Here is a 26,034-nt window from a genome sequence, read left to right as displayed (position 1 = left end):
TTGATATTATAAATATAATTTAATACGGAACTTCTTATCAAGAGTGACTGAGGGACTGGCCCTATGACGTCCGGCAACCTGAACAGAAATGTTCGATGGTGCTAATTCCAGCAGGTATTATATATATCTGAAAGATAAGAAACAAGAAGAAAAATCTTCCTGTAGCTTATCTACAGGAAGATTTTTTTAGTTTTGTAACAGGAGATTGAGAAGAAGTTCCCAAAACTTTTAATTTACGAGGGAGGAATTTATTATGTCAAACCAATTATCATTTGAAACAATTCAATTACATGGAGGTCAAGAGCCAGATAGTGCTACAAAGTCTAGAGCAGTACCTATTTATCAAACTACATCTTATGTGTTCGATGATACTCAAGATGCTGCGGATTTATTTGGATTAAAGAAATTTGGGAATATTTATACAAGATTAACTAATCCTACAACAGACATTTTTGAAAAAAGAATAGCTTTACTTGAAGGAGGGGTTGGAGCTGTTGCTACTTCTTCAGGAATGGCAGCAATAACTTATGCAATACTAAATATTGCAGGCAGCGGAGATGAAATAGTTTCAGCTTCTACTCTTTATGGAGGTACTTATACTCTTTTTGATAGCACTCTAAATAATTTTGGAATAAAGACTGTATTTGTTGATCCAGATGAACCTGAAAATTTCAGAAAAGCTATTAATGAAAAAACAAAGGCAATATATATAGAGACTATTGGAAATCCTGGAATAAATATTATTGATATACAGGCAGTTGCAGATATAGCTCACGAAAATGGAATTCCACTAATTGTAGATAACACAATTGCTACACCTTACCTTTGCAGACCTTTTGATTTTGGAGCAGATATTGTTGTACACTCTGCAACAAAATATATAGGAGGACACGGAACTTCTATAGGAGGAGTAATTGTGGATTCAGGAAAGTTTGACTGGAACAATGGCAAGTTTAAAAAGCTAGTTGAACCAGATAAGAGCTATCATGGACTTTCTTACTATGAAACTTTCAAGGAAGCAGCATACATTATTAGAGCAAGAACAGCTTTATTGAGAGATTTAGGAGCATGTATATCTCCATTTAACACATTCTTACTTTTAATAGGTCTTGAAACTCTATCTCTTAGAATTGAAAGACATATAGAAAATACAAAGAAAATCACTGAGTTTTTAAAAAATCATCCTAAGGTTGAATGGGTTAATTATCCAAACCTTAAGGACAATAAGTATAATGAACTAGCTACAAAATATCTTCCAAAGGGACCAGGGGCAGTATTCACTTTTGGAGTAAAGGGTGGCTATGAAAGTGCAGTGAAATTTATTGATTCTCTAAAACTATTTTCTCAACTAGCTAATATTGGTGATGCTAAGTCTTTAGTAATTCACCCTGCTTCTACAACACATCAACAATTGGATGCTGAGAGTCAATTAAAAGCTGGAGTAACTCCTGAATTAATAAGAATTTCAGTGGGCATAGAAGGGGAATTAGATTTAATAAATGATCTTGAAAATGCTTTAAGTCAGATATAAATTTAAGGGACCCTCTCTAAAAACTGAGAATTTTGTTTATAGAAAATCAGCCTTATATCCTAAAACGTATATAGGGCTGATTTTTATGCTTTTAAAGGAAGAGACACGGTTATTTTAGTGCCTTTTCCTAGGGTACTTTCAACGTCTATTATTCCTTTATGTTTTTCTATAATCCATTTTGCAATTGAAAGTCCTAATCCATTTCCACCAGCATTTTTTGTTCTTGACTTATCTGCTGTATAGAATCTGTTAAAAATATGAGGAAGATCTTCTTTTGATATACCAACTCCAGTATCTTCAACTACTATATGAATATTTTTCTTTTTAATCTCTGTTTTGAGCTCTATAGTTCCATCAGCAGGAGTAAATTTAACACTGTTATGAATAAAAATTCTAATTGCTTCTTTTAAAAGCTTTCTATCAGCATTTATTCCTACTTCAAGATTATATTTACATATTATAATATGGGTATTATCTATTAGTTTAGTTTCCTTTATTATTTCATCTATTAACTCATTAAGTAAAAACTCTTCTATTTCAACTTTTTGAGTATTTTTATCTCCTCTTGCAAGAAATAAAAGATTTTCTACTAAGTTTTTCATATTCTCAGATTCATTCTTGATTGCTGTAATTGATTCATCTAAAACACTTTTGTCATCTTTACCCCAACGATCTAATAGATTTGCGTACCCTTGGATTACTGCTATAGGGGTTCTAAGCTCATGTGAAGCATCTGAGACAAATTGATTTTGTAACTCATAGGATTTTTGTATTCTGTCTATCATATCATTAAAGGTTTCAGCTAAATCTTTTAACTCATCCTTTGAACCACTGACATTTAATCTAGTATCAAAATTATCAACAGAAATTTTTTTTACCGTTCTAGTCATCTCTTCAACAGGAGCTAGCATTTTTGTACTAGTTTTTGAGCTTAAAATAATTAATGCGAATAGAAAAATAAGATCAGCAAAGGCTAAAATAATAAACAGGGTTCTTAAATAAATAATTATTTTTTCTTCACTAATAGCTTGAGAAATTAAAAAGTGCCTAAAACCAAATAAAATTCCATTGGTGAATAAAAAAAGAATCATAGAAAATATGAATGTATATATTACTGTCATTTTAAAAGCTATAGAAAATCGAAGTCTTTTACCTAGATTATTATAAATATTTTTTATTATGCTTAGTGCTGCCTTAAGTAAATATCTTATGCTAAGTAGATACAACAGCAGAAGCTTTAATAGCATTTTGAAAATAAATTTTATACTATTCATATTTTAAAAGGTATCCCACCCCTCGTATGGTATGAATGAATTTTTCATTAAATCTTTCATCTATTTTGGTTCTTAGGTATCTTATATACACATCTACTACATTAGTATCTCCAACATAGTCATAACCCCAGACTTGATCCAGTATCTTATCTCTTGTTAAAACTATATCTTTATTTTCAATAAGGTATTTAAGCAGGTCAAATTCACGTTTTGTAAGCTCAATACCTTCATCCTTATAGGAAACTGTGTATTTTTCTAAATCTAATTTTAAATCACCAACTTGAAGTATGTTTAACTTTTTTGAATTATTAATATTTCGCTTTAAAGCTACTCTTATTCTAGCTAAAAGCTCTTCAATGGCAAAGGGTTTTGTCATATAATCATCAGCACCTATATCAAGTCCCATTACTTTATCAGTAATTTGATCTTTAGCAGTCAGCATTATAACAGGGGTTTCAGAAGATTGTCTAAGTCTTCTTAAAACCTCCATTCCATTAAGAGAAGGCAGCATAACATCTAAAATAATTAAATCAAAGTTTTCCTTTAAGGCCTTTTCTAAACCGGATCTTCCATCGAAAGCTTTATCCACAATATATCCTTCATATTTAAGCTCCAATTCCACAAATCTAGATATATTCACTTCATCTTCAATAAGAAGAATTTTTTTACCATTCACTTTTATTTCCCCCTGTGATATGTATAAACATTTTATAATAATTATATCTTACTTTTAACTTAAAAGTGAATTAAATAACCTACATTATTTTATGTAGGTTATTTAAATGTACATTTGATTTATTTAGAAAATTGATTAGTAACGTTATTTACCACGGAAGACATCTTATCGAAAACCTCTGTGGTTTTAACCTCTTCTCCATTTTGCTTTTCAATCTTTACTTTGTGATTAGTGGCAAGAGCTAGCACTAATCCAGTAGCTGCTAGAGGGAAAGCAACGACAGTAACTATTCCTGCTATGGTAACAGGTAAATTCAATACTACATCATCCTTTTTCTTAAGAATAAAGCGAGTTTTATTTCCTTTTTTTATTAAGTCCTTTGATTTAGATATTAAATTTTCACCGCAGCAAACTTTATGTGTCTTTAAATTATTTTTCTTTTCAATATAAGCAAGAGCTTCCACCAAATCATTATTACATTGTTCTAATGCTTCCTTTGCATCATTATAGCTTACACCAGTTCTTTTTCTGATTAAATCAACATCTTCCAAATTTATTGACATTTTAATTCCTCCATTTATTTTTAATTTACTTTATGTTTTTATAATAAAGCAGCTAGATTAGAGCTTTATTAGTGAAAGATTAAAATTAGATTAGAATTCTACTAATCATTATATTGTGGTATTATAGAAATATTGAAGAATTTAAAGTTAATATGCTTTTTAACTATAAATATTGAGGAAAGGAGGAGATTAGTTGGAGAATATAAACTTTGTCCATCTCCATGTGCATACTGAGTTCAGTCTATTAGATGGTTCTGGTAAAATAGGCAAGTTAATTTCAAGAGCAAAGGAATTAGGGATGCAAAGCCTTGCCATAACTGATCATGGAGCTATGTATGGATGTGTAGATTTTTATAAAAAGGCAAAGGAATTGGGCATTAAGCCTATCATTGGGTCAGAAATATATGTTGCATCAAAGTCCATGGATATTAAAAAAAATGACATGGAAAACAGAAATCATCATTTAGTGCTATTAGTAAAAAACCAAAAGGGTTATGAAAATCTCATGAAGATAGTTTCAAAAGCTGCAATAGATGGATTTTACTATAAGCCAAGGGTTGACCATGAGTATTTAATAGAACACAGCGAAGGATTAATAGCTTTAAGTGCATGTCTTGCTGGAGAGGTCTCTTACAATTTAAGAGCTGGAAACCATAAGAAAGCTAAAGAAGCTGCCTTGTTTTATAAAGAAACCTTTAAAGATGGTTTTTATCTGGAGCTTCAGTATCATGGAATAGAAGAGCAGCTTCAGGTAAATGAAATGCTTTTAGAGCTTTCAAAGGAACTAGACATACCACTAGTTGCAACTAACGATGTTCACTATATTAATAAAGAAGATTCTAGATCTCATGATATACTTCTTTGTATTCAAACAGGGAAAACTGTTGATGAAGAAAACAGAATGAGATATGAACCAGAGCAATTTTACTTAAGATCTCCAGAAGAAATGAATGAGATTTTTTCTTACGTACCAGAAGCACTAGAGAACACAGTTAAAATTGCTGAACAATGTAATTTTGATTATGTATTTCATGAATCTAAGCTGCCAATGTTCCCACTTGAAGAGGGGATTGATCATTTTGAGTATTTAAGAGACCTATGTTACAAGGGGCTTTCTGTAAGATATGAAGACATAACAGAAGAATTAAAAGAAAGACTTGAATATGAATTAGAGATTATTGATCAAATGGGCTATGTAGATTATTTCCTTATAGTTTGGGACTTTTTCAGGTTTTCCATGGAAAAAGGAATAATGACAGGTCCAGGCAGGGGTTCTGCTGCAGGTTCTCTTGTAGCGTACACTTTGGGTATTACTAAGGTAGACCCTATTAAGTATAGCTTGATATTTGAGCGTGAAAAGATGCGCTCTTTAAATTGGGTGAATTGCTGGAAAGCTAAACTGCATACGCAGCATGCCAATCAGCAGCCAAGTCTGGGAATAGCATAAAAGTACCAGGAAGGTTCAGAGACTAGAGTGGTGAGTAGCTACGTAATAATCCACTCCACGAGTGCCCAATTTAATAAGAATATATGTTCGTATATTATTTGCTTTTTATCGCATAATATAAATATAATTCTTATTAAAATGATATAGTCCAATCTGAGTTAGAATTGACTAACTGATGAAAATGAGGGAAACCTCCAGAGCATAGGATAAAAAGCCTGTGGATAATAACAAATGTTCTTAAATCCTGAAAGAATTTCTATGCCAGATTAAGATGTTTTGTTATATAGTGACTTATTTTATTAAACTTTAACGAAAAGGATAATAAGATGAAAAGATACCAACTAGATGAATACAAGGATAATATTATTGAATTATATGATACAACTATATAACAATAGAACTTAGTCGTATACAGTAGAAATACTGTATTTAAAGAGCCCTGAATTGCTGGAATACCCTGAGAGCCCTATGAACCACAACGTAAGATTGAGAAATCTAGGCGTGAAGGTGGCATGACCGTAAAAATCATAGGGATTTGAGGTGAGTCAGACTCTACTGGGAAACCATGCAGCCAAGCCTTGAAGAGAGGAAGGTTCAACGACTAGTGCAAAGGCACGTAGGGGTAATATTTTTAATTACTTCGAAGCGGGGCAGCCTAAACCGATAAGGACGGTAGGTGAAGATATAGTCTATACCCACTATATAAATTAGTGTTAAAGTATCTTGAAAGAGAGGGTATAATAGATTGATTCTGACTTTTGCTACGAAAGGCGTCAAGAAGTTATTGACTATGTAGTAGAAAAATACGGCAAGGATAATGTATCTCAAATAATTACCTTTGGAACCATGGCACCAAGGGCTTGTATAAGAGACGTAGGTAGAGCTATGAACTACTCCTATGCTGAAGTAGACAGAATAGCTAAAATGGTTCCAACAGTACTTGGCATAACCCTTGACAAGGCATTGGAAATGAATCCAGAGCTAAACGAGGTTTATGAAACAGATGAAAGAATTAGAGATTTAATTGATGTAGCTAGAGCATTGGAGGGACTTCCAAGACACACCTCCACCCATGCGGCTGGTGTAGTTATAGCATCACAACCTTTAGTGAATTATGTTCCACTTGCAAAAAATGAAGAGGCTGTGGTAACTCAGTTTACTATGACGACACTGGAAGAACTTGGTTTGCTAAAAATGGATTTTCTTGGACTTAGAACCTTAACTGTAATAAGAGATGCCATAGAGCTTATTAAAGAAGATACTGGTACAGAAATTAATCTGGATAAAATTAATTTCGAGGATAAAGAAGTTTATAGGATGCTTGGAAAAGGCAAGACAGTAGGAGTGTTTCAGCTAGAATCTCCGGGAATGACTAGCTTTATGAAGGAACTAAAGCCAGAGAGTCTTGAAGATATAATAGCTGGCATAAGTTTATACAGACCAGGTCCTATGGCGGAAATTCCTAAGTACATTAGAAACAAGAATAATCCTGATGAAGTAGAATATGATGCTCCTCAATTGGAAGAAATACTAAATGTTACCTATGGAGTAATGGTTTACCAAGAACAGGTTATGGAAATTGTTAGGGCATTAGCAGGATATTCTATGGGTAGAAGTGATTTAGTAAGACGTGCCATGTCCAAAAAGAAACATAAGGAAATGGAGAAAGAAAGAGCAAACTTTATTTATGGTATTGAAGATGAAAATGGAGATGTAATAGTACCAGGATGCCTAAGAAATGGGATTGATGAAAAAAGTGCAAATAAAATCTATGATCAGATGATGGACTTTGCTTCATATGCTTTTAACAAATCCCATGCGGCTGCCTATGCTGTTGTAGCTTACTACACAGCATACCTAGTATACTATTATCCAACTGAATTCATGGCAGCTATGCTAAACAGCGTAAGAGGAAACAGTGACAAAGTAGCTGTATATGTAAGAGCAGCTAAAGATATGGAAATAGATACTCTGCCTCCAGACATAAATAAAAGTTATGGCAAGTTTACAGTGCAAAAGGGAAAAATTCGCTTTGGACTTTCAGCTATAAAAAATGTTGGAGAAAACATCATAAATGGTATAGTTAAGGCTAGAGAAGAAAAAGGTGAGTTCAATTCTTTTGTAGACTTCTGTAATAAGATTGATACGGTTAGTATAAACAAGAGAATGGTGGAGAGTCTTATAAAAGCTGGAGCCTTTGATTGTTTTGGAGTATATAGGTCAAAGTTGCTTGCAGTTTATGAAAAAGTATTAGACTCGGTAACAAATCAAAGAAAGAAAAATATAGATGGGCAAGTAAGCTTATTTTCTACTTTAACAGAGGAATTTAAAGAAATAGAAATTAAATTCCCAGATATAAAGGAATTTGATAAAAAGTATAAGCTAGCTATGGAAAAAGAAATGACTGGCTTGTACTTAACTGGACACCCTCTTGAGGAATATGAAGAAGCTTTAAAAAGACAAACCTCAGCAAAAACCATTGATATTATTGGTGACGGATCTCTAGAAGAAGACATTATTGACGAAGTAACTAGGCATATAGAAGAGGAAAATTCTAAAATAAAGGATGGAGATAGAGTTATCTTAGGAGGAATAATAACTGAGGCAACTAGAAAAATAACTAAAAATAATAGCATGATGGCTTTTATAAAGTTAGAAGATTTGTACAGCACTATAGAGGTTATTATATTTCCTAAAATACTAGATTCTTTTAGAGAGCTTATAGTTGAAGATGAAATTGTATTAATAAGAGGAAGAGTAACAAAGAGGGAAGATGAGCAGGCAAAAATTATCTGTGATGGAATGGAGAAGCTTGTAAATTTTAAAAGTAAAAAGCTGTATATTTTAGTAGAAAGTAATAAAGATGTAAAACCAAATATAAGAAAATTAAAATCTATTTTTCTTTCGAATTCTGGAAATATACCTGTATATATATGTACTAAACAAGAAAGAGAGAAATTTCTCTTATCAAGAGATTATTGGATAAGTGATGAGGAAAAATTATTAGCTTATTTAAAAGAAAAATATGGAGAAAGTAACATAAAGTTATTGTAAAGCTTATGTCTATAGGGGATTTTTAAGAATTCTCTTATGGGCATGGCTTTTTTTATTATTGTAATAGAGCACAGTAAAATATTTATAGTATATTTATCTTGCAGGTAAACAAAATATCTATAAAGAAGATAGTGATAATTATCAAATTTTTTATATTTAATTCAAAAAATATATGAAAAATTATATATAAAATGATATACTATCCGTAAAGTAGACTACGATGTAAAACTAGTAACTATGAGGTTTTGATGGGATAAAAAAAGTCCCTTAATTGTAGGAGGTAATAGATTATGAAAACTATTGCAGTTTTAACAAGTGGTGGAGATGCTCCAGGAATGAATGCTGCTATTAGAGCGGTAGTTAGAACCGGCTTAGAAAAAGGTTTTAAGGTAATGGGAGTTCAAAGAGGATATAGTGGTCTCATAAATGGAGAGATTTTTGAAATGGGACGCTATAGTGTTGCAGATATTATTCAAAGAGGTGGAACTATATTAAGAACCGCTAGAAGTGAAGAATTCAAAACTGAGGCTGGAAGAATAAAAGCCGTAAACATCTTGAAAGCTTTTGGAATAGACGGACTCGTAGTTATTGGAGGAGATGGTTCCTTTAAAGGAGCTCGAGAGCTTTCGAAAATGGGAATAAATACCATCGGTCTACCGGGAACCATAGATAATGATTTAGCCTATACCGACTACACAATAGGCTTTGATACTGCACTAAATACAGTATTAGATGCCATAAATAAATTAAGAGATACTTCATCTTCTCATGAAAGAGTTAGTATAGTTGAAGTTATGGGAAGAAATTGTGGAGATATAGCTCTTTTTGCAGGAATAGCAGGTGGAGCTGAAAGTGTTATAATTCCTGAGAAGGAGTTCGATGTGAACCTATTATGCAGAAAGGTCTTAGAAGGGAAAAACAGAGGTAAGCTCCATAATCTCATAATTTTATCAGAAGGAGTAGGTGGAGCCCAGGCTTTGAAGAAAAAAATCCAAGAGGTAACTGGTATTGAAACCAGGGCTACTGTTCTTGGACATATTCAAAGAGGAGGAAGTCCTACTGCTGCAGACAGAATACTAGCTTCAAGGCTTGGTGCGAGAGCAGTAGAACTATTAGAACAAGGGAAATCCTCTAGAGTAGTAGGAGTAAGAGGAAATGAAGTAGTTGATTTTGAAATAGAAGAAGCATTGGCTATGGAAAGTAAATTCAATGAAGAATTATATAACATAGCTAATATACTTTCTTATTAATCTTTAAATATAAAAGGAGACAAATTTATGCAAAAAACAAAAATGGTATTTACGATTGGACCTACAAGTGATAACGAAAAAGTGTTATCAGAACTTATTAAAGCAGGAATGAATGCTGCAAGATTAAATTTTTCTCATGGAAGTCACGAAGAACATGGTGAGCGAATTAAATTGGTTAAAAAGCTAAGAGCAGAGCTAAATAAGCCAATTGCTATAATGTTGGATACAAAAGGGCCAGAGATAAGAACTAAAGATTTTGCTGATAAGGTAGAATTAAAAGAAGGCAATAGATTTACTATTATCTGCGGTGAAGATGTAATTGGAGATGAAACTAAGTGTTCAATAACTTATGATAAGTTATATGAGGACGTTAAAATAGGAAATGCTATCTTAATAGACGATGGTTTAGTTGGTCTTACTGTTGAAGAAATAGAAGGAAACAAGATTCATTGCAGAGTAGCAAATAGCGGAGTAGTATCAAGCAAAAAAGGAATTAATGTTCCTAATGTTAAAATTAATTTACCAGCATTAACTGAAAAGGATGAGTCAGATTTAGTATTTGGATGTCAGCAAGAGGTAGATTTAGTTGCAGCATCTTTTATAAGAAAGGCAACAGATGTATTAGCTATAAGAAAGATTCTAGAGCAAAACGGTGGTGGAGACATTCTGATTTTCTCTAAGATTGAAAATCAAGAGGGCGTAGACAATATAGATGAAATCATTAAATTCTCTGATGGTATTATGGTAGCTAGAGGAGATATGGGAGTTGAGATTCCTATAGAACAAGTGCCTATAGCTCAAAAGATGATAATAGAAAAATGTAATAAAGCGGGAAAACCAGTAATTACAGCAACTCAAATGCTTGATTCTATGATGAGAAATCCAAGACCTACAAGAGCAGAAGCATCAGACGTTGCAAATGCTATATTTGATGGCACTGATGCAGTAATGTTAAGCGGTGAGTCTGCAAATGGAAAATATCCAATTGAAGCTGCTAAAACTATGTCAAAAATAGCAAAGACAGCAGAAGAAAAAATTGATTATGTAGCTGCACTAAACAAGAGAATGGAAAATGCTCTTTCAAATGTTGCTAATGCTATAAGCCTTGCTACTTGTACAACTGCTATGGAGCTTAATGCATCTGCAATAATTACTGCAACTCAAACAGGAAATACAGCTAAAATGGTTTCTAAATACAGACCAGAATGCCCTGTTATTGCAGTAACACCAAATGAAAAGGTTGCAAGAAAATTAGCACTTAATTGGGGAGTATTCCCTATTGATGCAAGAAAATTTGAATCAACTGATGAGATGATTCTTGAATCCGTTAATAGATCAAAGGAAGAAGGATACGTTAAAAATGGAGATTTAGTTGTAGTGGCAGCTGGAATCCCTGTACATTATTCTGGTACTACTAATATGATGAAGGTTCACATTGTTGGTGACGTTCTTGTACAAGGAAAGGGAGCTGGTTCTTATCCAGGCTTTGGAACAGCGAAAGTACTTAGAAGTCCAGAAGAAGCTTCAGATTTAGTTCAAAATGATGACATATTAATAATAAAGAATTTAGATAAAGGCTACATGGAAGTTTTAGATAGAGTGGCTGGTATTGTATCAGAAGGCGGTGGACTAACATCTCATATGGCAATAGAATGCCTTTCAAGAGGAATTCCAATAATCTGTAATGCTGGGGGAGCAACTGAAAGCATCAAAACAGGTACCTTTATTACAATGGATGTTGTAAGAGGCGTGGTTTACAGCGGAAGAGCAAACATAGTTTAGAAAATACATAAATAATTAATAAACTATAGATAATATGTTAAATATATGTTACAATGATATGTAAACCTAATAGAAGTATTATAAAATTTAATTAGATATGGTATAATATAAAAATATTATAGCTATTTTTAGAATTTTAGTATAAACTGTATAGAAATGGTTATAATAATTTAATATATTGTAAGCAACTGATTCCATTCTTTGCATCCTTATTTGGGATGCCTTTTTTTGTTGGAAAATATAAGAAAAATACGGCGCATTTTTCTTTAGTAACCAGTAACCGGTGACCAGTTGCCAGTAGAATTAATAAAACTGGTTACTGGGAATTGGTTACTGGTCACTAAGAATTTTACTTCATAAAATTCTTATATCTTAAATTAAAGTTTATATTTATCACATATGAGTTTATAATAGATATGTTACTTAATATTAGAAATTTTATACTTACAAAGGAATAACAAGATTCAAATAGGGGGGAGCAAGATAATGCTTGGCACAATTGTAAACGCTCTAGCCATATTAGCTGGAGGAACATTAGGAATTTTCTTAAAAGGTGGTTTAAGTGAAAAGGTTGCTAAAAATGTAATGGATGGTCTTGCACTATGTGTGCTTTTCATTGGAGCTTCAAATATAATTGGAGTAACAGATAAGCTAGATTCTACTAGTTTTTTAGTAATAATAATTTCAACTGTAATTGGAGCTGTTGTAGGTGAGAAGATAGATATTGATAAAAAAATAGAAAACTTGGGCAATAATATAGAAAAAAAATTAAACAATAAGGGCGGACAAGTATCTAAAGGATTTGTTACAGCTAGTCTTTTGTTTTGCATAGGAGCCATGGCAATTATAGGATCTCTTGAAAGTGGATTAGTAGGAAATCATAAGACTCTTTTTGCAAAATCAGTCTTAGATGGAATTACTTCTATAATATTTGCTTCTTCACTAGGGATAGGAGTATTACTTTCAGCTGCATCAGTTTTTGTGTATCAGGGCTTAATAACATTATGCGCAAGCTCTTTAAAAGGAGTATTAATTGCAGACGTAATTAATAACATGACTGCCATAGGAGGATTTTTAATTATTGCTCTAGCTTTAAATATGTTAAATGCAACAAAAATTAAAGTAGCAAATTTATTACCAGCAATTTTTCTTCCTATAATATATCAATTTATTATAACAATTATAAATTAGTAAAAATTTCTTAATGAAAGGTAGAAATGAATGGATAAGATTATACCCATAGAGAAAAATGGAGAGTACCTTGTAGAAATTACTGGTCTTGGACATGAGGGTGAAGGGGTAGCTAGAATAAATGATTATGCAGTATTTATAGAAGGTGCCTTAATAGGAGAAAAAGTAAAAATAAAAATAGTTAAGGTAAAGAAAAATTTTGCCTTTGGAAAACTTTTAGAGGTAATAGAAGCCTCTAAGGAAAGAAGAGAACCTGTTTGCAGTATTTACAAAAGATGTGGTGGATGCAGCCTCCAGCATTTGAGCTATGAAGGTCAATTAGAATTTAAAAAAAATAGAGTTAAGAATTCTCTTGAGAGGATAGGTAAACTTAAGGTTAGTAACCAGTTGCCAGTAACCAGTGACCAGCTGCCAGTTCCTAATAAAGAAGAAGGGATTATTTTGCATGACACTATTGGCATGAAGGAGCCGTATAGGTATAGAAATAAAGTACAGCTGCCTGTAGGAGAAAGTAATGGAGAACTAAAGGTAGGGTTTTATGCTGCAAGAAGTCATGAGATTATAGGAATGGATACTTGTAATATTCAAGACGAAGTAGCTGACAAGGTAGCAGCGCTAACAAAGACATGGATGAAAAAGTTCAATATAAAAGCTTATGATGAAATTAAGGACACTGGAAGCATAAGACATATAATGGTGAGAAAAGGCTTTAGAACTGGAGAAGTTATGGTAGTTCTAGTTACAAAGCAAAAGGAATTGTCCAATAAAGAAGAATTTGTAAATTTAATCAGAGATAATATTGAAGGAATAACTAGTATTGTTCAGAATATTAATGTTAAAAAGACTAATGTAATCTTAGGAGAAAAAAATATAACTTTATATGGAAAAGATAATATTAGTGATTACATAGGTGAGTTTAAGTTTAATATTTCTCCATTATCATTCTTCCAAGTGAACCCTATTCAAACAGAAGTGCTTTACAATAAAGCCTTAGAGTATGCCGGACTAACAGGAAATGAAATAGTATTTGATGCTTATTGTGGAACAGGAACCATATCACTATTCCTATCTCAAAAGGCTAAAAAGGTATATGGAGTAGAAATTATAGAACAAGCAATTGATAATGCTAAGTTAAATGCAAAAGAGAATAAGATTGACAATGTAGAATTCATTGTTGGAAAATCAGAAGAGGTTATTCCAGAGCTTATAAATAAAGGCATAAAGGCAGATGTAGTTGTAGTAGACCCACCGAGAAAGGGCTGTGAGAAAAGCCTACTTGATGCCATTGGAGAAATGAAACCTTCCAAGATAGTATATGTTTCCTGCGACACAGGTACTCTTGCTAGAGATTTAGGAATTTTAGAGGAAAGAGGATATAAGGTTAGAGAAGTGCAGCCAGTAGATATGTTTCCTATGACGGGGCATGTTGAGTGTGTTGTCTTGATGTCAAGGGTGGAGAAATAGGGTTATTCAAAACACGGATAAATAAAGGGCTTCCTGACATTGAACTTTTCTCACGGCTACTTTGCCGTAGATGTTAATGTCGGGAGACCCTTATTTTTATTCTTTGAGAAAACATATCAACTGCCCTGAAAGCGATAGGGTCGAGTTGACAGATTAGATTTTTTATTGAGGTTGAGGAGACAGGATAGATGCATTATTTAATCTTCTCGTACAGCATCTGTATCGAAAATCCTATCCAGTTCCTCGTTTGATGTTATGCCACGAACTTTATTCCTAATCGTTGTTTTTCCCATATCTAGTCGATAGAAATGTTCACGACCATCTACACCTTTTTTAAGTCGAATGAGCTGAATCCTGCCAAATATATCCCAATGCTTCTCTGCGAATTTTGCTAAACCCACTGCCTTAGGATAATTGTCTTTTCGGCTAGGATCGTGTGGTTCTAAAATATCAAAAACATAACCTTGTGCATCAGATCTAACAATAACTAAATCCGGGAACATAGGAGTGGTGACACCGCTGACTTCGTAAGGGATTTCTAGTGACCACTTTTTGCGGTCAAGATTACGTAACCAGCATACAGCACCATTGTTAAGCTCTTCTGTAACAACTCCGCTTTCCCATGGATTCAGTGATGTTTCAAATGTGCCATCCTCAGAACAATAAAGATGCTGCTCAAATTTTATGCTATTATCTGGTATAGAAAAATCGATTGAATCTGGTAGTATCCATGGTACAGATATCGGTTGTACAGAAGCATTAGTTAATCTTTCATAGACATTCTTTCGTGCCTCGCTAAGTCTAGCAATGGATCGCTTGTTGTTTTCGTACAGTGTTATGAATTCTTCCTCAGCATAGTCATTAATCCTTTCCATTGCATCAGTATCATGTGTAAGAATGATGATTTCTTTTTTTACATCAATATGGTCTCGGGTACTATGACGAATCCAATATTCCTTGTGTAAACCCTCTCCCAACAACTTTCCGGCTTGCTCAAAATGTCGGGAAATATCAAAATCGGACATGGTCATTGTCTGTGTTTCTTCATCAAAGGAATAGGCATTGTCTCCGTATTCAAATATCAGTGTACCGAGAGCAAAACCAGTAATTGAAGCCCCTCGAGTGTCAAAGTCTCCGCTTTCTTTTATCCGTGATATCTCATCATCCATTTTTGATAAAACTGCATTTTTAACAGCTTTCTGCGCCCCTAAGTCGATACCATCCATTGTCAGCGCACGGGAAAGCTGTATTAATAATTTAAGTGGTGCCTGCTTTCGAGATGAATCTATCCGATAAGTTATGAGGTTATCCATTGCCTCAAATACATCGGAATAGGCAAGGTTTCGTCCAAGTGTAACAAGCTCTTTACTGGTACCTGTTTCAGTGGGCATAGCAGCCTCGCTGTCACGCAAAGCATTGACTACATTTTTCACTGTTTCTTCATCAAAGTATGGAAGAAATAGGCTGACACTATTAAGCTCTGCGTCGGAAGAAATCCGTCTTGCCAAAGGCGTACGTATCATACGTCCCAGCAACTGAGCGATATAAGTATAATCTTGTGCACTGCGGAATGACATCATCGTTTCAGCTCGTGGGCAATCCCAACCTGTGGAAAGATTCATTTTGAAGAATACGATTAATACACTTTCATCCTCCTGAATTCGAGAGGCTTCAATTTGCTGAATTTCAACGTCACGTATTTTAAGAGTTCCATGGTCATTGAAAGTATGTACCGCTTCTCCAGGCTGTAATTTGCGTCCCAGCGTTTCTTCTAGTAAATCGATGCAAGCCCCCAAATCGGTTTGGGTTGCTATACGATCATTTCCATCTTCAACTTGAATAACAAGAATAGGGTTTATCACTTTTTCATCTTCGCGCTCACAGTAAGTCTTCCAATGAGTGCATTTTTTGCGCCAATTATCAACTGCCCCTTTAAACATGGTCATATCAGCATTGAATTGAATATCTGGATAGTGAATAATAATTCTATCTTTCAAAAGACCTGACTCACGAACAAGCTCAGGTGGAACGATGACTTTTTGAACCGTTGAAGTCGTTCCGGCAATTAAGTTATCAAATCTCTGAGGGGTTGCAGTTACACCTATAACTAAAGGCATGACGCAAAGACCGTCATCTTCACTACCCTTAATGAATTTTTGCATGATAGATTGAGCCTTATTTTCTGCTTGCACAGAGGTATAAGTTCCTCTATGTGCTTCATCTATCACCACATAAAACTTTTTAGGAATCTGTTTTGCAGTATTAGTAAGGGTTTCCCATATAGAATACTGACGCTTATCAGATGTTGAAGTCAGTAGCTTATCAGAACCTAGTTTTTGTGTATTTAGAAAATAAACGCAACCACCTTCGAGATACTCAGCACTAAAATTTGAATCTATAGTCACTAAGTCTCTAACACGGATTTTATCCGACTTGCTTTCAATTTTTAGCCGTGTTTGCTCATTGAGCTCTGGTGAATCGGAAAGCCAAACAAAAACTGAATCTGGATCTCCGATGTTGTCCTCGTTACCATAGAGTATTTCCTCAAAAAGAGTCGTCATAATAATAGTTTTTCCCGAACCAGTAGGTGCGGAAAACGAGATTATCTGAGGCTTATTTTCACGCCACACTGCATGAGCATCTTTAATTGCAGAATGCAGTTCACCAAGGGCTGTTTCCTGAAAAGGAAATAGTATATCTCTCATTTATGAATCCCTCCTGCTCCCTAATACAAAGTTATCGATGTAATCACGATATAGTTGGTATGTGTTATTTGCTTTAACTCCCGAAGTCATTTCGCGGAAGGCTTCCTCGGAGTTGGTGACGAAATAGATAACTCTAATATTATCTTCCTCCGAAAGTTTTTCAGCAAACTCAGCATACTTTGTTTCATCAATTAGAATAGCGAAGCCGTTCTGCGGTAGAATTAACATTTCCGGTTCCTCATTGCTACTTACTTCAGGCCGCTTACCGATTGCACCAGATTTAAGCCAAAGTAAGGGTAATATTTCACGGAACTGTTGCCCCAGTGACACGCTGGTTTTATCCAAGAAATCCAGCTTGTAGTATTCTACGTTGGTTGGAAAGCCTTCGCTCATTGGACGCTTAACTTGTGATGTTACATTTATAAGGCCGAGCAAGTCGGAAACCTTCGCTTTAATTCTCTTGAATACCGCTGCTTCCTTAACAACAATGTAAAAGTCTATGATGTGGTCTTGACCTTCCAGCTCATCCAACCATTCATCAACAGCATTTACATCAAAAAGAATCGATGCCGTATGTTTATCCGAAACGATGAATTTACTATCCGCTTTTACCAACGTTTGTGGAAGTTGCGTTTTTCCTTCCTTGCTACGAAGCAAAGAGACAAGCTGCTTCTTGGCACTGCTCTTTAGAACTTCGAAGTCTTCAGCAAAGCCAAGTTGATAGAATGAGCGTTCAACTTCTTTTGTTTCAGTCAGGGTTGTAAAGTAATCGCCTGTCAAGACCGTACCGTCGTCACGATTGCCAAGGGTGCTATATTTTGTCCTCGGCCAAGTTACTGCTCGGCAAATTCCCTGTTTTTCCCATTCAGGGTCACCCGGCTGATAGCCGCTCCTTTGTAAATTCCGTGCCTCGTCAACAGAAACTTCATTGTTGGTAACTAGTATGCATCGCCTGTGACCGCTGTCCTCAGCGTTCAATAGATTCACGGCGTGGAGAGTCGTACCACTCCCAGCGAAGAAATCAACAATGAGAGCATTTGGGTTATCTTTAATTACCACACCAAGCGCATCATGTACCGCATAAAGTGATTTAGGGAAAGAAAATGTATTGGGTTTATTGAGTATACTTGTAATCATGTCAGTTCCATATGTTCCTGCATTGTGAGAGTTTCGGTACCAAACAGTTCGGACGAGCTGATTTGTCTCTCCAGCATATTCCACCTCAACGGCTCCAGTAACATTGTTACGCCCAGTTATGATTATCTCTCCACGTTCAATCTGTTCGCGTTGTTTCTTAAACAAATATTTAATAGGCCATGTCTTTCGCTTAGGATCGAATTTTCCAACAGAAACATATCCAAGCTCTATCATCTTATTTAAAGTTTCATTGCTCATTGACCATCGGCCTTCTGATAAATCAGTTCGAACGGGCCATGCTGCTTTATATCCATCTATAGTAGCATCGTAATCAGGGTGTTCTCCTAATGGTAAAACATCCCCAGCCTTGACAACCCGGCTATTTTCTTCATCAATTAATATTGGATAGTATAAATTAGGTGAATCTTGCCTATATGAATCACTGCCTCGTCTAAGTAAAGATGCCCATGTTACCTTTTTAGAAAAAGTATCGTTTTCGCCAAGCATTCTATCGTACCAACTTGAAATATTCGCCATCGGCATAAAAACATAAATAATATACTCCTCAACTCGAGCAAAATGTCCCTGTGATACGCCTTTATAATTAATTACGTCAGTTACCATCTGAATATGAGCCTCAGGGAAAAGCTCCGCAAGTAAAGTGCGAAGATGATGAACTTCGTGCTCATCGATTGTAACAATCAATATACCCGTATCAGGGTTCAATATCCTTCTAGCAATTTTTAATCTTTTTTGCATCATTGAAAGCCATTTGCTATGGCGCCAGTTATCACTAGAATCTACGTAATCATTATTGTATTTCCAATCCCGCGCACCTGTGTTGTATGGTGGATCAATATAAATACAATCAACCTTCTTGGGGTAGAGATATTCTAGTAACTGAAGTGCATGGTAATTATCTGCTTCAATGATTGAATGCCATAAATTACTATCAGGCGCATTTTCTACAGAATCAATTGGCTGAAGAGTAGGAAATATCGGTTCCCCAAACTGAGCAACTGAAACTAACTTCATAAGTGGGGAGTTCATTATATCCCCTGTTGTTTTATTACGGCAAATAGCAGAATCACCATCTATTTTTATTACTGTATATACATCATTAATGTGGCCAGTTTTTAACGCAACTGTCGAACCGCGTTTGATAGGAACGTTGTAAAGAGGAGTACATTCTGGGATATGCTCCTCAAATACGAGTCCAAATTTTTTATTTTTTGAAATGCGGGCAAATTCCTGTTCCAAGCGGCTACGCAAGGAAGTGTCCGGAATTTGGCGCAATAAATCATCAATTGCAGCCATTTCTTTTGATCCTCCTATGTTAATAATCATTCGATTCGTATTTACTCCACGAACGACCAAATAATTCATTTCCGTCCGATAAGCGTAAGATTGCTGTCTCTTCTAAGATTTTATGAGCCTTTGTAGTTGTAGAGTCAGCTTTATCAAATGCAATAAAAACCTGACGTCTACTGGTCTGATAACGTTCCAATATGAGTTCCAGATGAACATCCTCGATACGCTTTAAAATATTTGAATCATGGATAAGTGCAGGGATTGGACGTAATTCAAGTATGCTTAAATCGTACACAACAAGGCTCTTGTATGCTGTTCCCTCACTTGTATTGCTAGGTGTTTCAAAGACGATCTCCTTTTGAGGAGTGATATACAAAAGAGGGGCAGTTTCCTGTTCCTCAGTTACTACACCGTTAATTTTATTCATGCGCAGATTTATGTCATCTTGTATTTCATCCAATTTTTCAGTTTGTTGCTGCAACAGTTTTTCAAGTATTTGTTCTGCATCAGCTCGTGCATCCTGAAGCTCTTTTTGATGAATCAATTCCGCTGTTTCTTCCTCAAGCTTATCAATACTTTTAGACACATTAACACACTGAGATAGTACTCTCTCAGACATCTCTTTTGCAAGACCAGACTCTTCAATTTTTCGATTAAGTCGCATAATCTCTTGATCATACTGATTGATTAACGGTTGTAATCGTTCGATTTCCTGATTCATTTCTTCGCCAAGGATTTCCCTAATTTTCTTATGAAAATATTCAATCTCTTCAAAAGTTTTTATATTAGTGTTTGGGAAAAAATGTACCAAGGAATCAAATTCACTTGCGGTGTCTACTTTGTTATCAGCAATATTGCTCTTTATAGCACTAAGTTGTGATTGGAGGCGATTACGCTTGCGAACAAAGCTATTTAATTCTTTTTGAATTGCTGTTATTCTCTCAAACGCCTGAGTGTCAAATCCAAACAAGGCTAATTGAGCTTCTTCACTATTTTTCATTAGCTTTTGAAGTCTATTCCTCAACGACTCTATTGTTTTTTGGTTACTCTCAATTTTCTCTATGTCAACCTTTTGGCGCTGGCGAGATTTAAGTTGTGAAGACTTAATTCCGAGTTCTTCCTCCATACTTCTTATAGAAGCAAGAATTCTATAGTGCCCGAATAGCTTTAATAGAAAATCTACAGCCTTTTCATCCTGTTCACGAGGTTTTACAAGCAACGGATACTTTTCAAGTGTATTTTCACGGCCATAGATACGGAAAAAACGCTCGGTTATTTCTGAAAATGCAAGGGAAGGAATCCCAATTTTATATTCCTGAAACAGAAATTTCCGAAAATCTTCTAGCGATAATTTTGTAATGAAATGGCCCTCTTCATCACTCCGATATACATTTTTAGGATCATCCGTACTTCTATAGAAATAGTATGGTTGTTCATCAAACTCGAAAGTGAAATAGATGATATGCGAACCTATTTCCTTTTTTATATCATCAGTTAGGGAGTAGTAGCTTTCACCGCCGAATACATAATCTATAATCCATAGAAATGTTGATTTTCCGATTGCATTACTACCACCTGCACTACCTAAAACTGTATTTAGACCAGAGTTAAACCGGATAACTCGATGATCCGGTGCAAATTTATCACACTGAATTTCCTTTAACATAGCGAAGCACCCTCCCTTCCTCAATTAATTCAATTTTACCTAATGCAAACAAACAGTTTAAAGCACTTAGAAAATCAGCTAAGTCCTTTTTACGAGAAGCTGTTATTTCAAACAACTCTTTAGGGGACATGTCCTGTTGCGTTAATGCCTCTAAGATATCCGGAAAAAGAGCAATAACGCTATTAGTATAGGGAATTACTTTATTTGGTAACCTCATCGAACACCTCACACCTTTGTACGAAGTAGGAGATTATAATCTCACACGCTCCTCTATATTTGCGGCCTGTCTTTTCAAACAATGTTTCAACAAGCAGATAGTAAATTTCGCTTTGTGATATATGTGATTCACTTGCATCTTCATACATCCGTCTAATGCTTTTAGCAAACCTATCAACGTTTAATCTGTTTTCACCAGCTAGCCGATATAATGAATCGTTTACCCCCTCATATAACTGCCTGACATCAAACAGCACCCGATCCTTCAACCGCTTTTCGGTAATTTTATTCTCAACCTTAACAGGCTTGATTTTTAGCTGTGTATCATCGGTAACATCCATTAAATCTACTTCCCGAAGTACTTGTTCAATTTGTTTTTCTAGTGTATATCGCGAAGTAGCATCCCTTGCTATCATAAGATTTTCCAGGTCACGCTTGTCCGAAAGCAAAGCCAATTTCTCTTCTTCGGAGGCACTCTGGATTTCGCGTTCACACTCAACACACAGAAGCACTTCATCCGTTTCTGAAAGGCGAACGACTTTAGCGTAGTTAATGTCATTGCCTTCTTTTTTAATACCTAAAACTCTTCCGCACTTTTGGCATTTGCCCCCTGTTTCTGCAAGCAACACGAGAGAGTGGGCGTCAATCGCAATTTCGTAAGCAGTCTCTGGAATCAAATTACTATATGCCGTAATGAAGCTTATGTCTAATTTTTTATCTTCAAAGGAATGTATGTACTCATCTGTTATCTCACTAACACTGCCTTCGCAATTTCGATTTTCGACGTAAAGCACTGTATAAAGTAGGATTCCTGCAAGGAAGTCCTCCAATACAAAGGAATTACGCTTTATGATATCTTCCTTTGTCATGCGGTTTACTATTTCAACAATTGTATCAGGCTCGATAGAGTTATCAGATGCAATAATGTCTTTTAGGGCTAAAACGATTAGGCTTCTCTTATTACTATTCAACATCTGGAGAATGTTTTGCTTAAAGTAATCTGAAATATCGTGAGGATCTACATCAGGAGCTGTTTCAGTTACTATTGGGGATAAATTTTTTTTGCCTAGTATTAAATCTGAAACGGTACCATCTTCACCACTAATATCATAAGTGGGCGCAATAGAAAGAAGCATGGTACCACACAATCGTTTTTGTGTAACTCTTTTAGCCATGCATTTCTTTAAAATTGTTGCAAAAGTACCAAAGCATAACTTTTTCATACATTGCGCCCCCTTCAATAATTTTATTTCTTCGGAGTATCATCATCGATGTAGTCAACGATATCGCCTATGTTAACTTCAAGAGCTTTACAGATTCTTCCTAACACATCCATGCTTACCGGTAAATCTTTACCCATTTTTGCTAACGTTGTTGAAGTTAAATTTGTTCTTTCCATTAAATCCTTTTTCAACATCTTTTTATCAATTAAAAGCTTCCATAGTTTATTATAACTAAATGCCATTTTTAACGCCCTCCAAGCACTATTGGATGGTTTTTATTGATGCGTATTTACTAATTATAGCAATTTACTAAGCGAATTTCAATCAATAATCTAAAAATACTAAGTATTTCTTTACAAATGCTTAGTTTTTTTGTCGTGATGTAAAAAAAGAATTTGCGGAGTATCAGCGGAGTGTCAGCAGAGTGCCAGCTGAGGATTTAAGACGCCCAAATTATTAGAATTTAAATAGATGGTAAGACAAGCTTACTTTAGCAAATAGAAAAACTTGACCGCTTACCAGCTACAAAAAAATATATCAAATGCCTGATTTGCAATAAGGGCAAAGGATACATATTGCAACGTTTCAGTCCGTTTAGGATTGTTATGCGTTGCAATAGAAGTACCTTACCTTGTTGCGATCATTTTCAGGATATAAGGGTCTGTGTACTTCTAGTACAGGCCTATTTTTGTATCCTTTGCCGCCAGTGCAATCCGGCGGAAAGGATGCAAAATGAAAATTAGAATTCTGTATGACAACAAACCTACCTATCTGGAGGTGCCAGACGAGGACTGCACTGTAATGATTGATGCGGATTATGAAGACAGGCTATCTTCTGCTGAAGATAAAGAAACTGTAACTCGACGATCTGTCCAAGAAATTATAGATGAGCGGTTCAATAAGCCGGAATATAACAACTGGCATAAATTTGATAGACACAGGGGCATGCCCAAGAAGCCATTTCGCAAGGATGACGAGGCTGAAGATGAAATCGATCATATGGACTATTTTCCTGATAACTCAGATGAAGAGGCTCGGGAGAAGCAGGCAGAGTATGAATATATCTGTGAAATTATTCGCAAGAATCTCAAAGAAAAACAGGCAGAACTTCTCATAGCTATCGTCATGGATGGCATTTCTGTAACAGAATATGCAAGGCGTGAAGGGGTTACAGTAGGTGCCATTTCACATCGCATGGAAACTGCAATGAAAAATTTCAAAAAAGTTTTTCCTAAATCCTCAACTTTCCCCTCTTCTCAAGGCTAAAAGGTAGAGGGCAGTACATAAACGCTCTCGGAAAGAGGTGAAGAACATGAAACACAATTTGAAAATCAGTGTTTCAAAACATCCACAGTCTGGCGGGATTGTTTCCTGTCGTAATGTCACCATTAGGGAGCGTTTCCTTCGTTTCTTACTTGGTGATAAGCAGAAACTGACTATCCTTGTTCCAGGTGATACCGTACAGGAACTCGCTATCTGTGAGATTAAGGAGGGAGGAATAAGTCATGAGCAAAATCAAGTTAATCCTTGATGTGGTTTCTGATATGCGTTCTTTGGCAGACAGCATACAGGCGGTTGCAGAAGTAATGGCGGGCAATGAACCTGTCGAAACAAAAGAACCGACTACAACTGTAAAAGAGCCTAAACCAAAGAAAAAAGAAATCACATTGGAGGAAGTCAGAGCGAAACTCGCTGAAAAGAGTCAAGCCGGTCTTACTGCTGAAGTGAGGGAGATTATAAAAAAATATGGCGGCTCTAAATTAAGTGAAGTTGATTCAAAACATTATGCAAATATGCTGAAGGACGTGGAGGTACTTGGCAATGAGTGATCACGCAGTACTTTCCGCATCTGGGTCGCATAGGTGGCTTCACTGTCTTCCGTCTGCAAGATTGGAACTGGAGTTTGTAAATAACGAATCCAATGCAGCAGCCGAAGGTACCGCCGCCCATGCTCTTTGTGAACATAAACTTAAAAAAGCACTTCATATGAGAAGTAAGCGTCCTATCTCGGATTATAACACCGATGAGATGGAAGAACACAGTGATGCTTATGTGGAATTTGTAATGGAGCAGCTTGAAATAGCGAAGCAAAGCTGTACGGACCCGCTGGTACTTATTGAACAACGTCTTGATTTTTCTTGCTATGTGCCGGAGGGATTCGGAACGGGTGACTGCATCATCATTGCCGATAAAGGGCTTCATATTATCGATTTTAAATATGGCATGGGGGTGCTCGTAGATGTGGTGGATAACCCGCAGATGAAACTGTATGCACTTGGAGCTTTGGAAATCTACGATAGACTATATGACATTGAGGAGGTTTCCATGACCATCTTCCAACCACGTAGGGAGAATGTCAGCACATGGACTATATCCGTAAAGGAATTAAAAGACTGGGCAGAAAATGAACTAAAACCAAAGGCATTGATGGCCTATGACGGTGAAGGTGAATATCTTCCAGGTGAGTGGTGTACTTTCTGCCGAGCTGCTGTTAAATGCCGTGCAAGAGCAGAAGAAAAGCTGAAACTGGCACAGTCGGAGTTTAAATTACCACCTCTACTTACGGACGCTGAAATTGAGGAAGTCCTTGCTAAATTGACAGACCTTACGAAGTGGGCAAACGAAATCATTTCTTATGCCACGGATGCTGCAGTCAATCACGGTAAAGAGTGGCATGGGTTTAAGATAGTTGAGGGTAGGTCTGTCCGTAAATATAAAGATGAAGATGCTGTGGCTGAAGCAGTCAAGGCAAATGGCTATAAGGATATCTACCGTCAGAGTCTCATTACATTAACAGAAATGCAGAAGTTAATGGGTAAGGCAAAATTTGAGGAAATTCTCGGTGGCCTCATACATAAACCACCGGGCAAACCGACGCTAGTCCCACTTTCAGATAAGCGTCCGGTTATGAATGTATCAAACGTAAAAAATGAATTTAACGAAATAACGGAGGTATTGGAATATGAATAATCAAAACAGAACTAAGGTTGTTACAAGTGTAAATACAAGGCTAAGCTATTTTCATGGCTGGGAACCGGTATCCATCAATGGCGGAGCGGAAAAGTACAGCGTTTCAGTACTGATTCCCAAGACAGATAAGGAAACCATCAATGCAATTAATGCAGCAGTAGATGCAGCTATTGAAGAGGGCATTGCAAAGTTTGGAGGTAAGAAACCGAATAAGGCTGCCATCAAGTTGCCGCTTAGGGATGGGGACGTGGAGCGTGACGACGAGGCTTACAAAGGTCATTATTTCGTAAATGCCAACAGCAATACTCCACCTCAGATTGTAGACAAAGCGGTCAGACCTATTCTAGATCGTAATGAGGTGTACAGCGGTTGCTATGCGAGAGTATCCCTTAATTTCTATGCTTTCAACTCAAATGGAAATAAGGGCGTAGCCTGTGGACTTGGCAATATCCAGAAGGTAAGGGACGGAGAGCCTTTAGGTGGCAGAACTAATGCTGCGGATGATTTCACCACTGTTGAAGATGATGATTTCCTGGCATAACAGATAAATAATTAGACAGACGAGGTGGCGGAG

At 35.8% G+C, this 26,034-nt stretch carries 18 protein-coding genes, 2 pseudogenes and 1 riboswitch; of the genes and pseudogenes, 11 read left to right on the top strand and 9 right to left on the bottom strand.

The window, feature by feature from the left end:
* Positions 1 to 31: 31 nt before the first annotated feature.
* A riboswitch (SAM riboswitch) is annotated at positions 32 to 141 on the top strand.
* A 112-nt stretch (positions 142 to 253) separates the two neighbouring features.
* Complete coding sequence (locus CLHOM_RS08340; RefSeq protein ID WP_052221242.1) at positions 254 to 1,531, top strand: O-acetylhomoserine aminocarboxypropyltransferase/cysteine synthase family protein; 1,278 nt, start codon at positions 254 to 256, stop codon at positions 1,529 to 1,531.
* Between the two features lie 83 nt (positions 1,532 to 1,614).
* Here CLHOM_RS08340 and CLHOM_RS08335 read toward each other — a convergent pair whose 3' ends face one another.
* From CLHOM_RS08335 to CLHOM_RS08325, 3 genes are all read right to left on the bottom strand, one after another.
* Positions 1,615 to 2,805, bottom strand: coding sequence for a sensor histidine kinase (locus CLHOM_RS08335; protein WP_052221241.1), 1,191 nt, complete (start codon positions 2,803 to 2,805; stop codon positions 1,615 to 1,617).
* Positions 2,798 to 3,481: a response regulator transcription factor gene (locus tag CLHOM_RS08330; protein ID WP_052221240.1), complete on the bottom strand. Its 684-nt coding sequence runs from the start codon at positions 3,479 to 3,481 to the stop codon at positions 2,798 to 2,800. Before CLHOM_RS08330 ends, CLHOM_RS08335 begins: the two co-directional genes overlap by 8 nt.
* Positions 3,482 to 3,600: 119 nt before the next feature.
* Positions 3,601 to 4,044, bottom strand: coding sequence for a DUF4342 domain-containing protein (locus tag CLHOM_RS08325; RefSeq protein WP_052221239.1), 444 nt, complete (start codon positions 4,042 to 4,044; stop codon positions 3,601 to 3,603).
* 193 nt (positions 4,045 to 4,237) lie between these two features.
* Between CLHOM_RS08325 and dnaE (CLHOM_RS08320) the strand changes: the two are divergent.
* The 6 genes and pseudogenes from dnaE (CLHOM_RS08320) to rlmD form a co-directional block, all read left to right on the top strand.
* A pseudogene (gene dnaE, locus CLHOM_RS08320) lies at positions 4,238 to 5,398 on the top strand (DNA polymerase III subunit alpha); the annotation flags it as partial.
* A gap of 837 nt (positions 5,399 to 6,235) precedes the next feature.
* Positions 6,236 to 8,545, top strand: a pseudogene (gene dnaE, locus CLHOM_RS08315) (DNA polymerase III subunit alpha); the annotation flags it as partial.
* A 290-nt stretch (positions 8,546 to 8,835) separates the two neighbouring features.
* Positions 8,836 to 9,795, top strand: coding sequence for a 6-phosphofructokinase (pfkA, locus tag CLHOM_RS08310; RefSeq protein ID WP_052221237.1), 960 nt, complete (start codon positions 8,836 to 8,838; stop codon positions 9,793 to 9,795).
* A gap of 27 nt (positions 9,796 to 9,822) precedes the next feature.
* On the top strand, positions 9,823 to 11,577 hold the full coding sequence (gene pyk, locus CLHOM_RS08305; protein ID WP_052221236.1) for a pyruvate kinase: 1,755 nt from the start codon (positions 9,823 to 9,825) through the stop codon (positions 11,575 to 11,577).
* A 486-nt stretch (positions 11,578 to 12,063) separates the two neighbouring features.
* Positions 12,064 to 12,768, top strand: coding sequence for a DUF554 domain-containing protein (locus CLHOM_RS08300; protein ID WP_052221235.1), 705 nt, complete (start codon positions 12,064 to 12,066; stop codon positions 12,766 to 12,768).
* 30 nt (positions 12,769 to 12,798) lie between these two features.
* Positions 12,799 to 14,232, top strand: coding sequence for a 23S rRNA (uracil(1939)-C(5))-methyltransferase RlmD (gene rlmD, locus CLHOM_RS08295; protein ID WP_052221234.1), 1,434 nt, complete (start codon positions 12,799 to 12,801; stop codon positions 14,230 to 14,232).
* Between the two features lie 197 nt (positions 14,233 to 14,429).
* On the opposite strand, the gene CLHOM_RS08290 is transcribed toward rlmD, so the two are convergent.
* Genes CLHOM_RS08290 through CLHOM_RS08265 form a run of 6 tightly spaced genes read right to left on the bottom strand, consistent with a single transcriptional unit; the run spans position 14,430 to position 22,732 of the window.
* The gene (locus tag CLHOM_RS08290) at positions 14,430 to 16,937 is read right to left on the bottom strand and encodes a DEAD/DEAH box helicase (protein WP_052221233.1); all 2,508 of its coding nucleotides are present in this window, start codon (positions 16,935 to 16,937) and stop codon (positions 14,430 to 14,432) included.
* The gene (locus CLHOM_RS08285) at positions 16,938 to 19,391 is read right to left on the bottom strand and encodes a site-specific DNA-methyltransferase (protein ID WP_052221584.1); all 2,454 of its coding nucleotides are present in this window, start codon (positions 19,389 to 19,391) and stop codon (positions 16,938 to 16,940) included.
* A gap of 19 nt (positions 19,392 to 19,410) precedes the next feature.
* Complete coding sequence (locus CLHOM_RS08280; RefSeq protein WP_052221232.1) at positions 19,411 to 21,051, bottom strand: DUF2326 domain-containing protein; 1,641 nt, start codon at positions 21,049 to 21,051, stop codon at positions 19,411 to 19,413.
* Positions 21,029 to 21,268, bottom strand: coding sequence for an ABC-three component system middle component 7 (locus tag CLHOM_RS08275; protein ID WP_052221231.1), 240 nt, complete (start codon positions 21,266 to 21,268; stop codon positions 21,029 to 21,031). The genes CLHOM_RS08280 and CLHOM_RS08275 overlap by 23 nt, the downstream gene beginning before the upstream one ends.
* Positions 21,252 to 22,490, bottom strand: a complete 1,239-nt coding sequence (locus CLHOM_RS08270) for an ABC-three component system protein (protein ID WP_052221230.1) — start codon at positions 22,488 to 22,490, stop codon at positions 21,252 to 21,254. The genes CLHOM_RS08275 and CLHOM_RS08270 overlap by 17 nt, the downstream gene beginning before the upstream one ends.
* Positions 22,491 to 22,513: 23 nt before the next feature.
* Positions 22,514 to 22,732 (bottom strand): helix-turn-helix domain-containing protein, encoded by a 219-nt coding sequence (locus tag CLHOM_RS08265; protein WP_021623131.1) that lies wholly within the window; start codon positions 22,730 to 22,732, stop codon positions 22,514 to 22,516.
* A gap of 490 nt (positions 22,733 to 23,222) precedes the next feature.
* On the opposite strand from CLHOM_RS08265, the gene CLHOM_RS08260 reads away from it, so the two are divergent.
* The 4 genes from CLHOM_RS08260 to CLHOM_RS08240 all read left to right on the top strand — a co-directional run bounded on the left by CLHOM_RS08260 (position 23,223) and on the right by CLHOM_RS08240 (position 26,001).
* Positions 23,223 to 23,756 carry a sigma-70 RNA polymerase sigma factor region 4 domain-containing protein gene (locus tag CLHOM_RS08260; RefSeq protein WP_074782717.1) on the top strand — a complete coding sequence of 178 codons (534 nt, stop codon included), beginning with the start codon at positions 23,223 to 23,225 and terminating at the stop codon, positions 23,754 to 23,756.
* A 239-nt stretch (positions 23,757 to 23,995) separates the two neighbouring features.
* Positions 23,996 to 24,319, top strand: a complete 324-nt coding sequence (locus CLHOM_RS08250) for a hypothetical protein (RefSeq protein WP_052221228.1) — start codon at positions 23,996 to 23,998, stop codon at positions 24,317 to 24,319.
* Positions 24,312 to 25,460, top strand: coding sequence for a DUF2800 domain-containing protein (locus CLHOM_RS08245; protein WP_052221227.1), 1,149 nt, complete (start codon positions 24,312 to 24,314; stop codon positions 25,458 to 25,460). Before CLHOM_RS08250 ends, CLHOM_RS08245 begins: the two co-directional genes overlap by 8 nt.
* Positions 25,453 to 26,001 carry a DUF2815 family protein gene (locus CLHOM_RS08240; RefSeq protein WP_052221226.1) on the top strand — a complete coding sequence of 183 codons (549 nt, stop codon included), beginning with the start codon at positions 25,453 to 25,455 and terminating at the stop codon, positions 25,999 to 26,001. The genes CLHOM_RS08245 and CLHOM_RS08240 overlap by 8 nt, the downstream gene beginning before the upstream one ends.
* Positions 26,002 to 26,034 lie beyond the last annotated feature (33 nt).

Origin of the sequence: Clostridium homopropionicum DSM 5847 (assembly GCF_001263795.1) — a bacterium.
Classification (GTDB): domain Bacteria; phylum Bacillota; class Clostridia; order Clostridiales; family Clostridiaceae; genus Clostridium_H; species Clostridium_H homopropionicum.
This window is presented reverse-complemented; position numbering and strand designations above follow the sequence as displayed.

Coding starts and splice junctions, on each gene's coding strand:
- CLHOM_RS08275 (WP_052221231.1), bottom strand. CDS start 21,268: ATGAGGTTACCAAATAAAGTAATTCCCTATACTAATAGCGTTATTGCT.
- pfkA (WP_052221237.1), top strand. CDS start 8,836: ATGAAAACTATTGCAGTTTTAACAAGTGGTGGAGATGCTCCAGGAATG.
- CLHOM_RS08250 (WP_052221228.1), top strand. CDS start 23,996: ATGAGCAAAATCAAGTTAATCCTTGATGTGGTTTCTGATATGCGTTCT.
- CLHOM_RS08340 (WP_052221242.1), top strand. CDS start 254: ATGTCAAACCAATTATCATTTGAAACAATTCAATTACATGGAGGTCAA.
- CLHOM_RS08245 (WP_052221227.1), top strand. CDS start 24,312: ATGAGTGATCACGCAGTACTTTCCGCATCTGGGTCGCATAGGTGGCTT.
- CLHOM_RS08240 (WP_052221226.1), top strand. CDS start 25,453: ATGAATAATCAAAACAGAACTAAGGTTGTTACAAGTGTAAATACAAGG.
- rlmD (WP_052221234.1), top strand. CDS start 12,799: ATGGATAAGATTATACCCATAGAGAAAAATGGAGAGTACCTTGTAGAA.
- CLHOM_RS08260 (WP_074782717.1), top strand. CDS start 23,223: ATGAAAATTAGAATTCTGTATGACAACAAACCTACCTATCTGGAGGTG.
- CLHOM_RS08325 (WP_052221239.1), bottom strand. CDS start 4,044: ATGTCAATAAATTTGGAAGATGTTGATTTAATCAGAAAAAGAACTGGT.
- CLHOM_RS08285 (WP_052221584.1), bottom strand. CDS start 19,391: ATGGCTGCAATTGATGATTTATTGCGCCAAATTCCGGACACTTCCTTG.
- CLHOM_RS08290 (WP_052221233.1), bottom strand. CDS start 16,937: ATGAGAGATATACTATTTCCTTTTCAGGAAACAGCCCTTGGTGAACTG.
- CLHOM_RS08265 (WP_021623131.1), bottom strand. CDS start 22,732: ATGGCATTTAGTTATAATAAACTATGGAAGCTTTTAATTGATAAAAAG.
- CLHOM_RS08270 (WP_052221230.1), bottom strand. CDS start 22,490: ATGAAAAAGTTATGCTTTGGTACTTTTGCAACAATTTTAAAGAAATGC.
- CLHOM_RS08280 (WP_052221232.1), bottom strand. CDS start 21,051: ATGTTAAAGGAAATTCAGTGTGATAAATTTGCACCGGATCATCGAGTT.
- CLHOM_RS08335 (WP_052221241.1), bottom strand. CDS start 2,805: ATGAATAGTATAAAATTTATTTTCAAAATGCTATTAAAGCTTCTGCTG.
- CLHOM_RS08300 (WP_052221235.1), top strand. CDS start 12,064: ATGCTTGGCACAATTGTAAACGCTCTAGCCATATTAGCTGGAGGAACA.
- pyk (WP_052221236.1), top strand. CDS start 9,823: ATGCAAAAAACAAAAATGGTATTTACGATTGGACCTACAAGTGATAAC.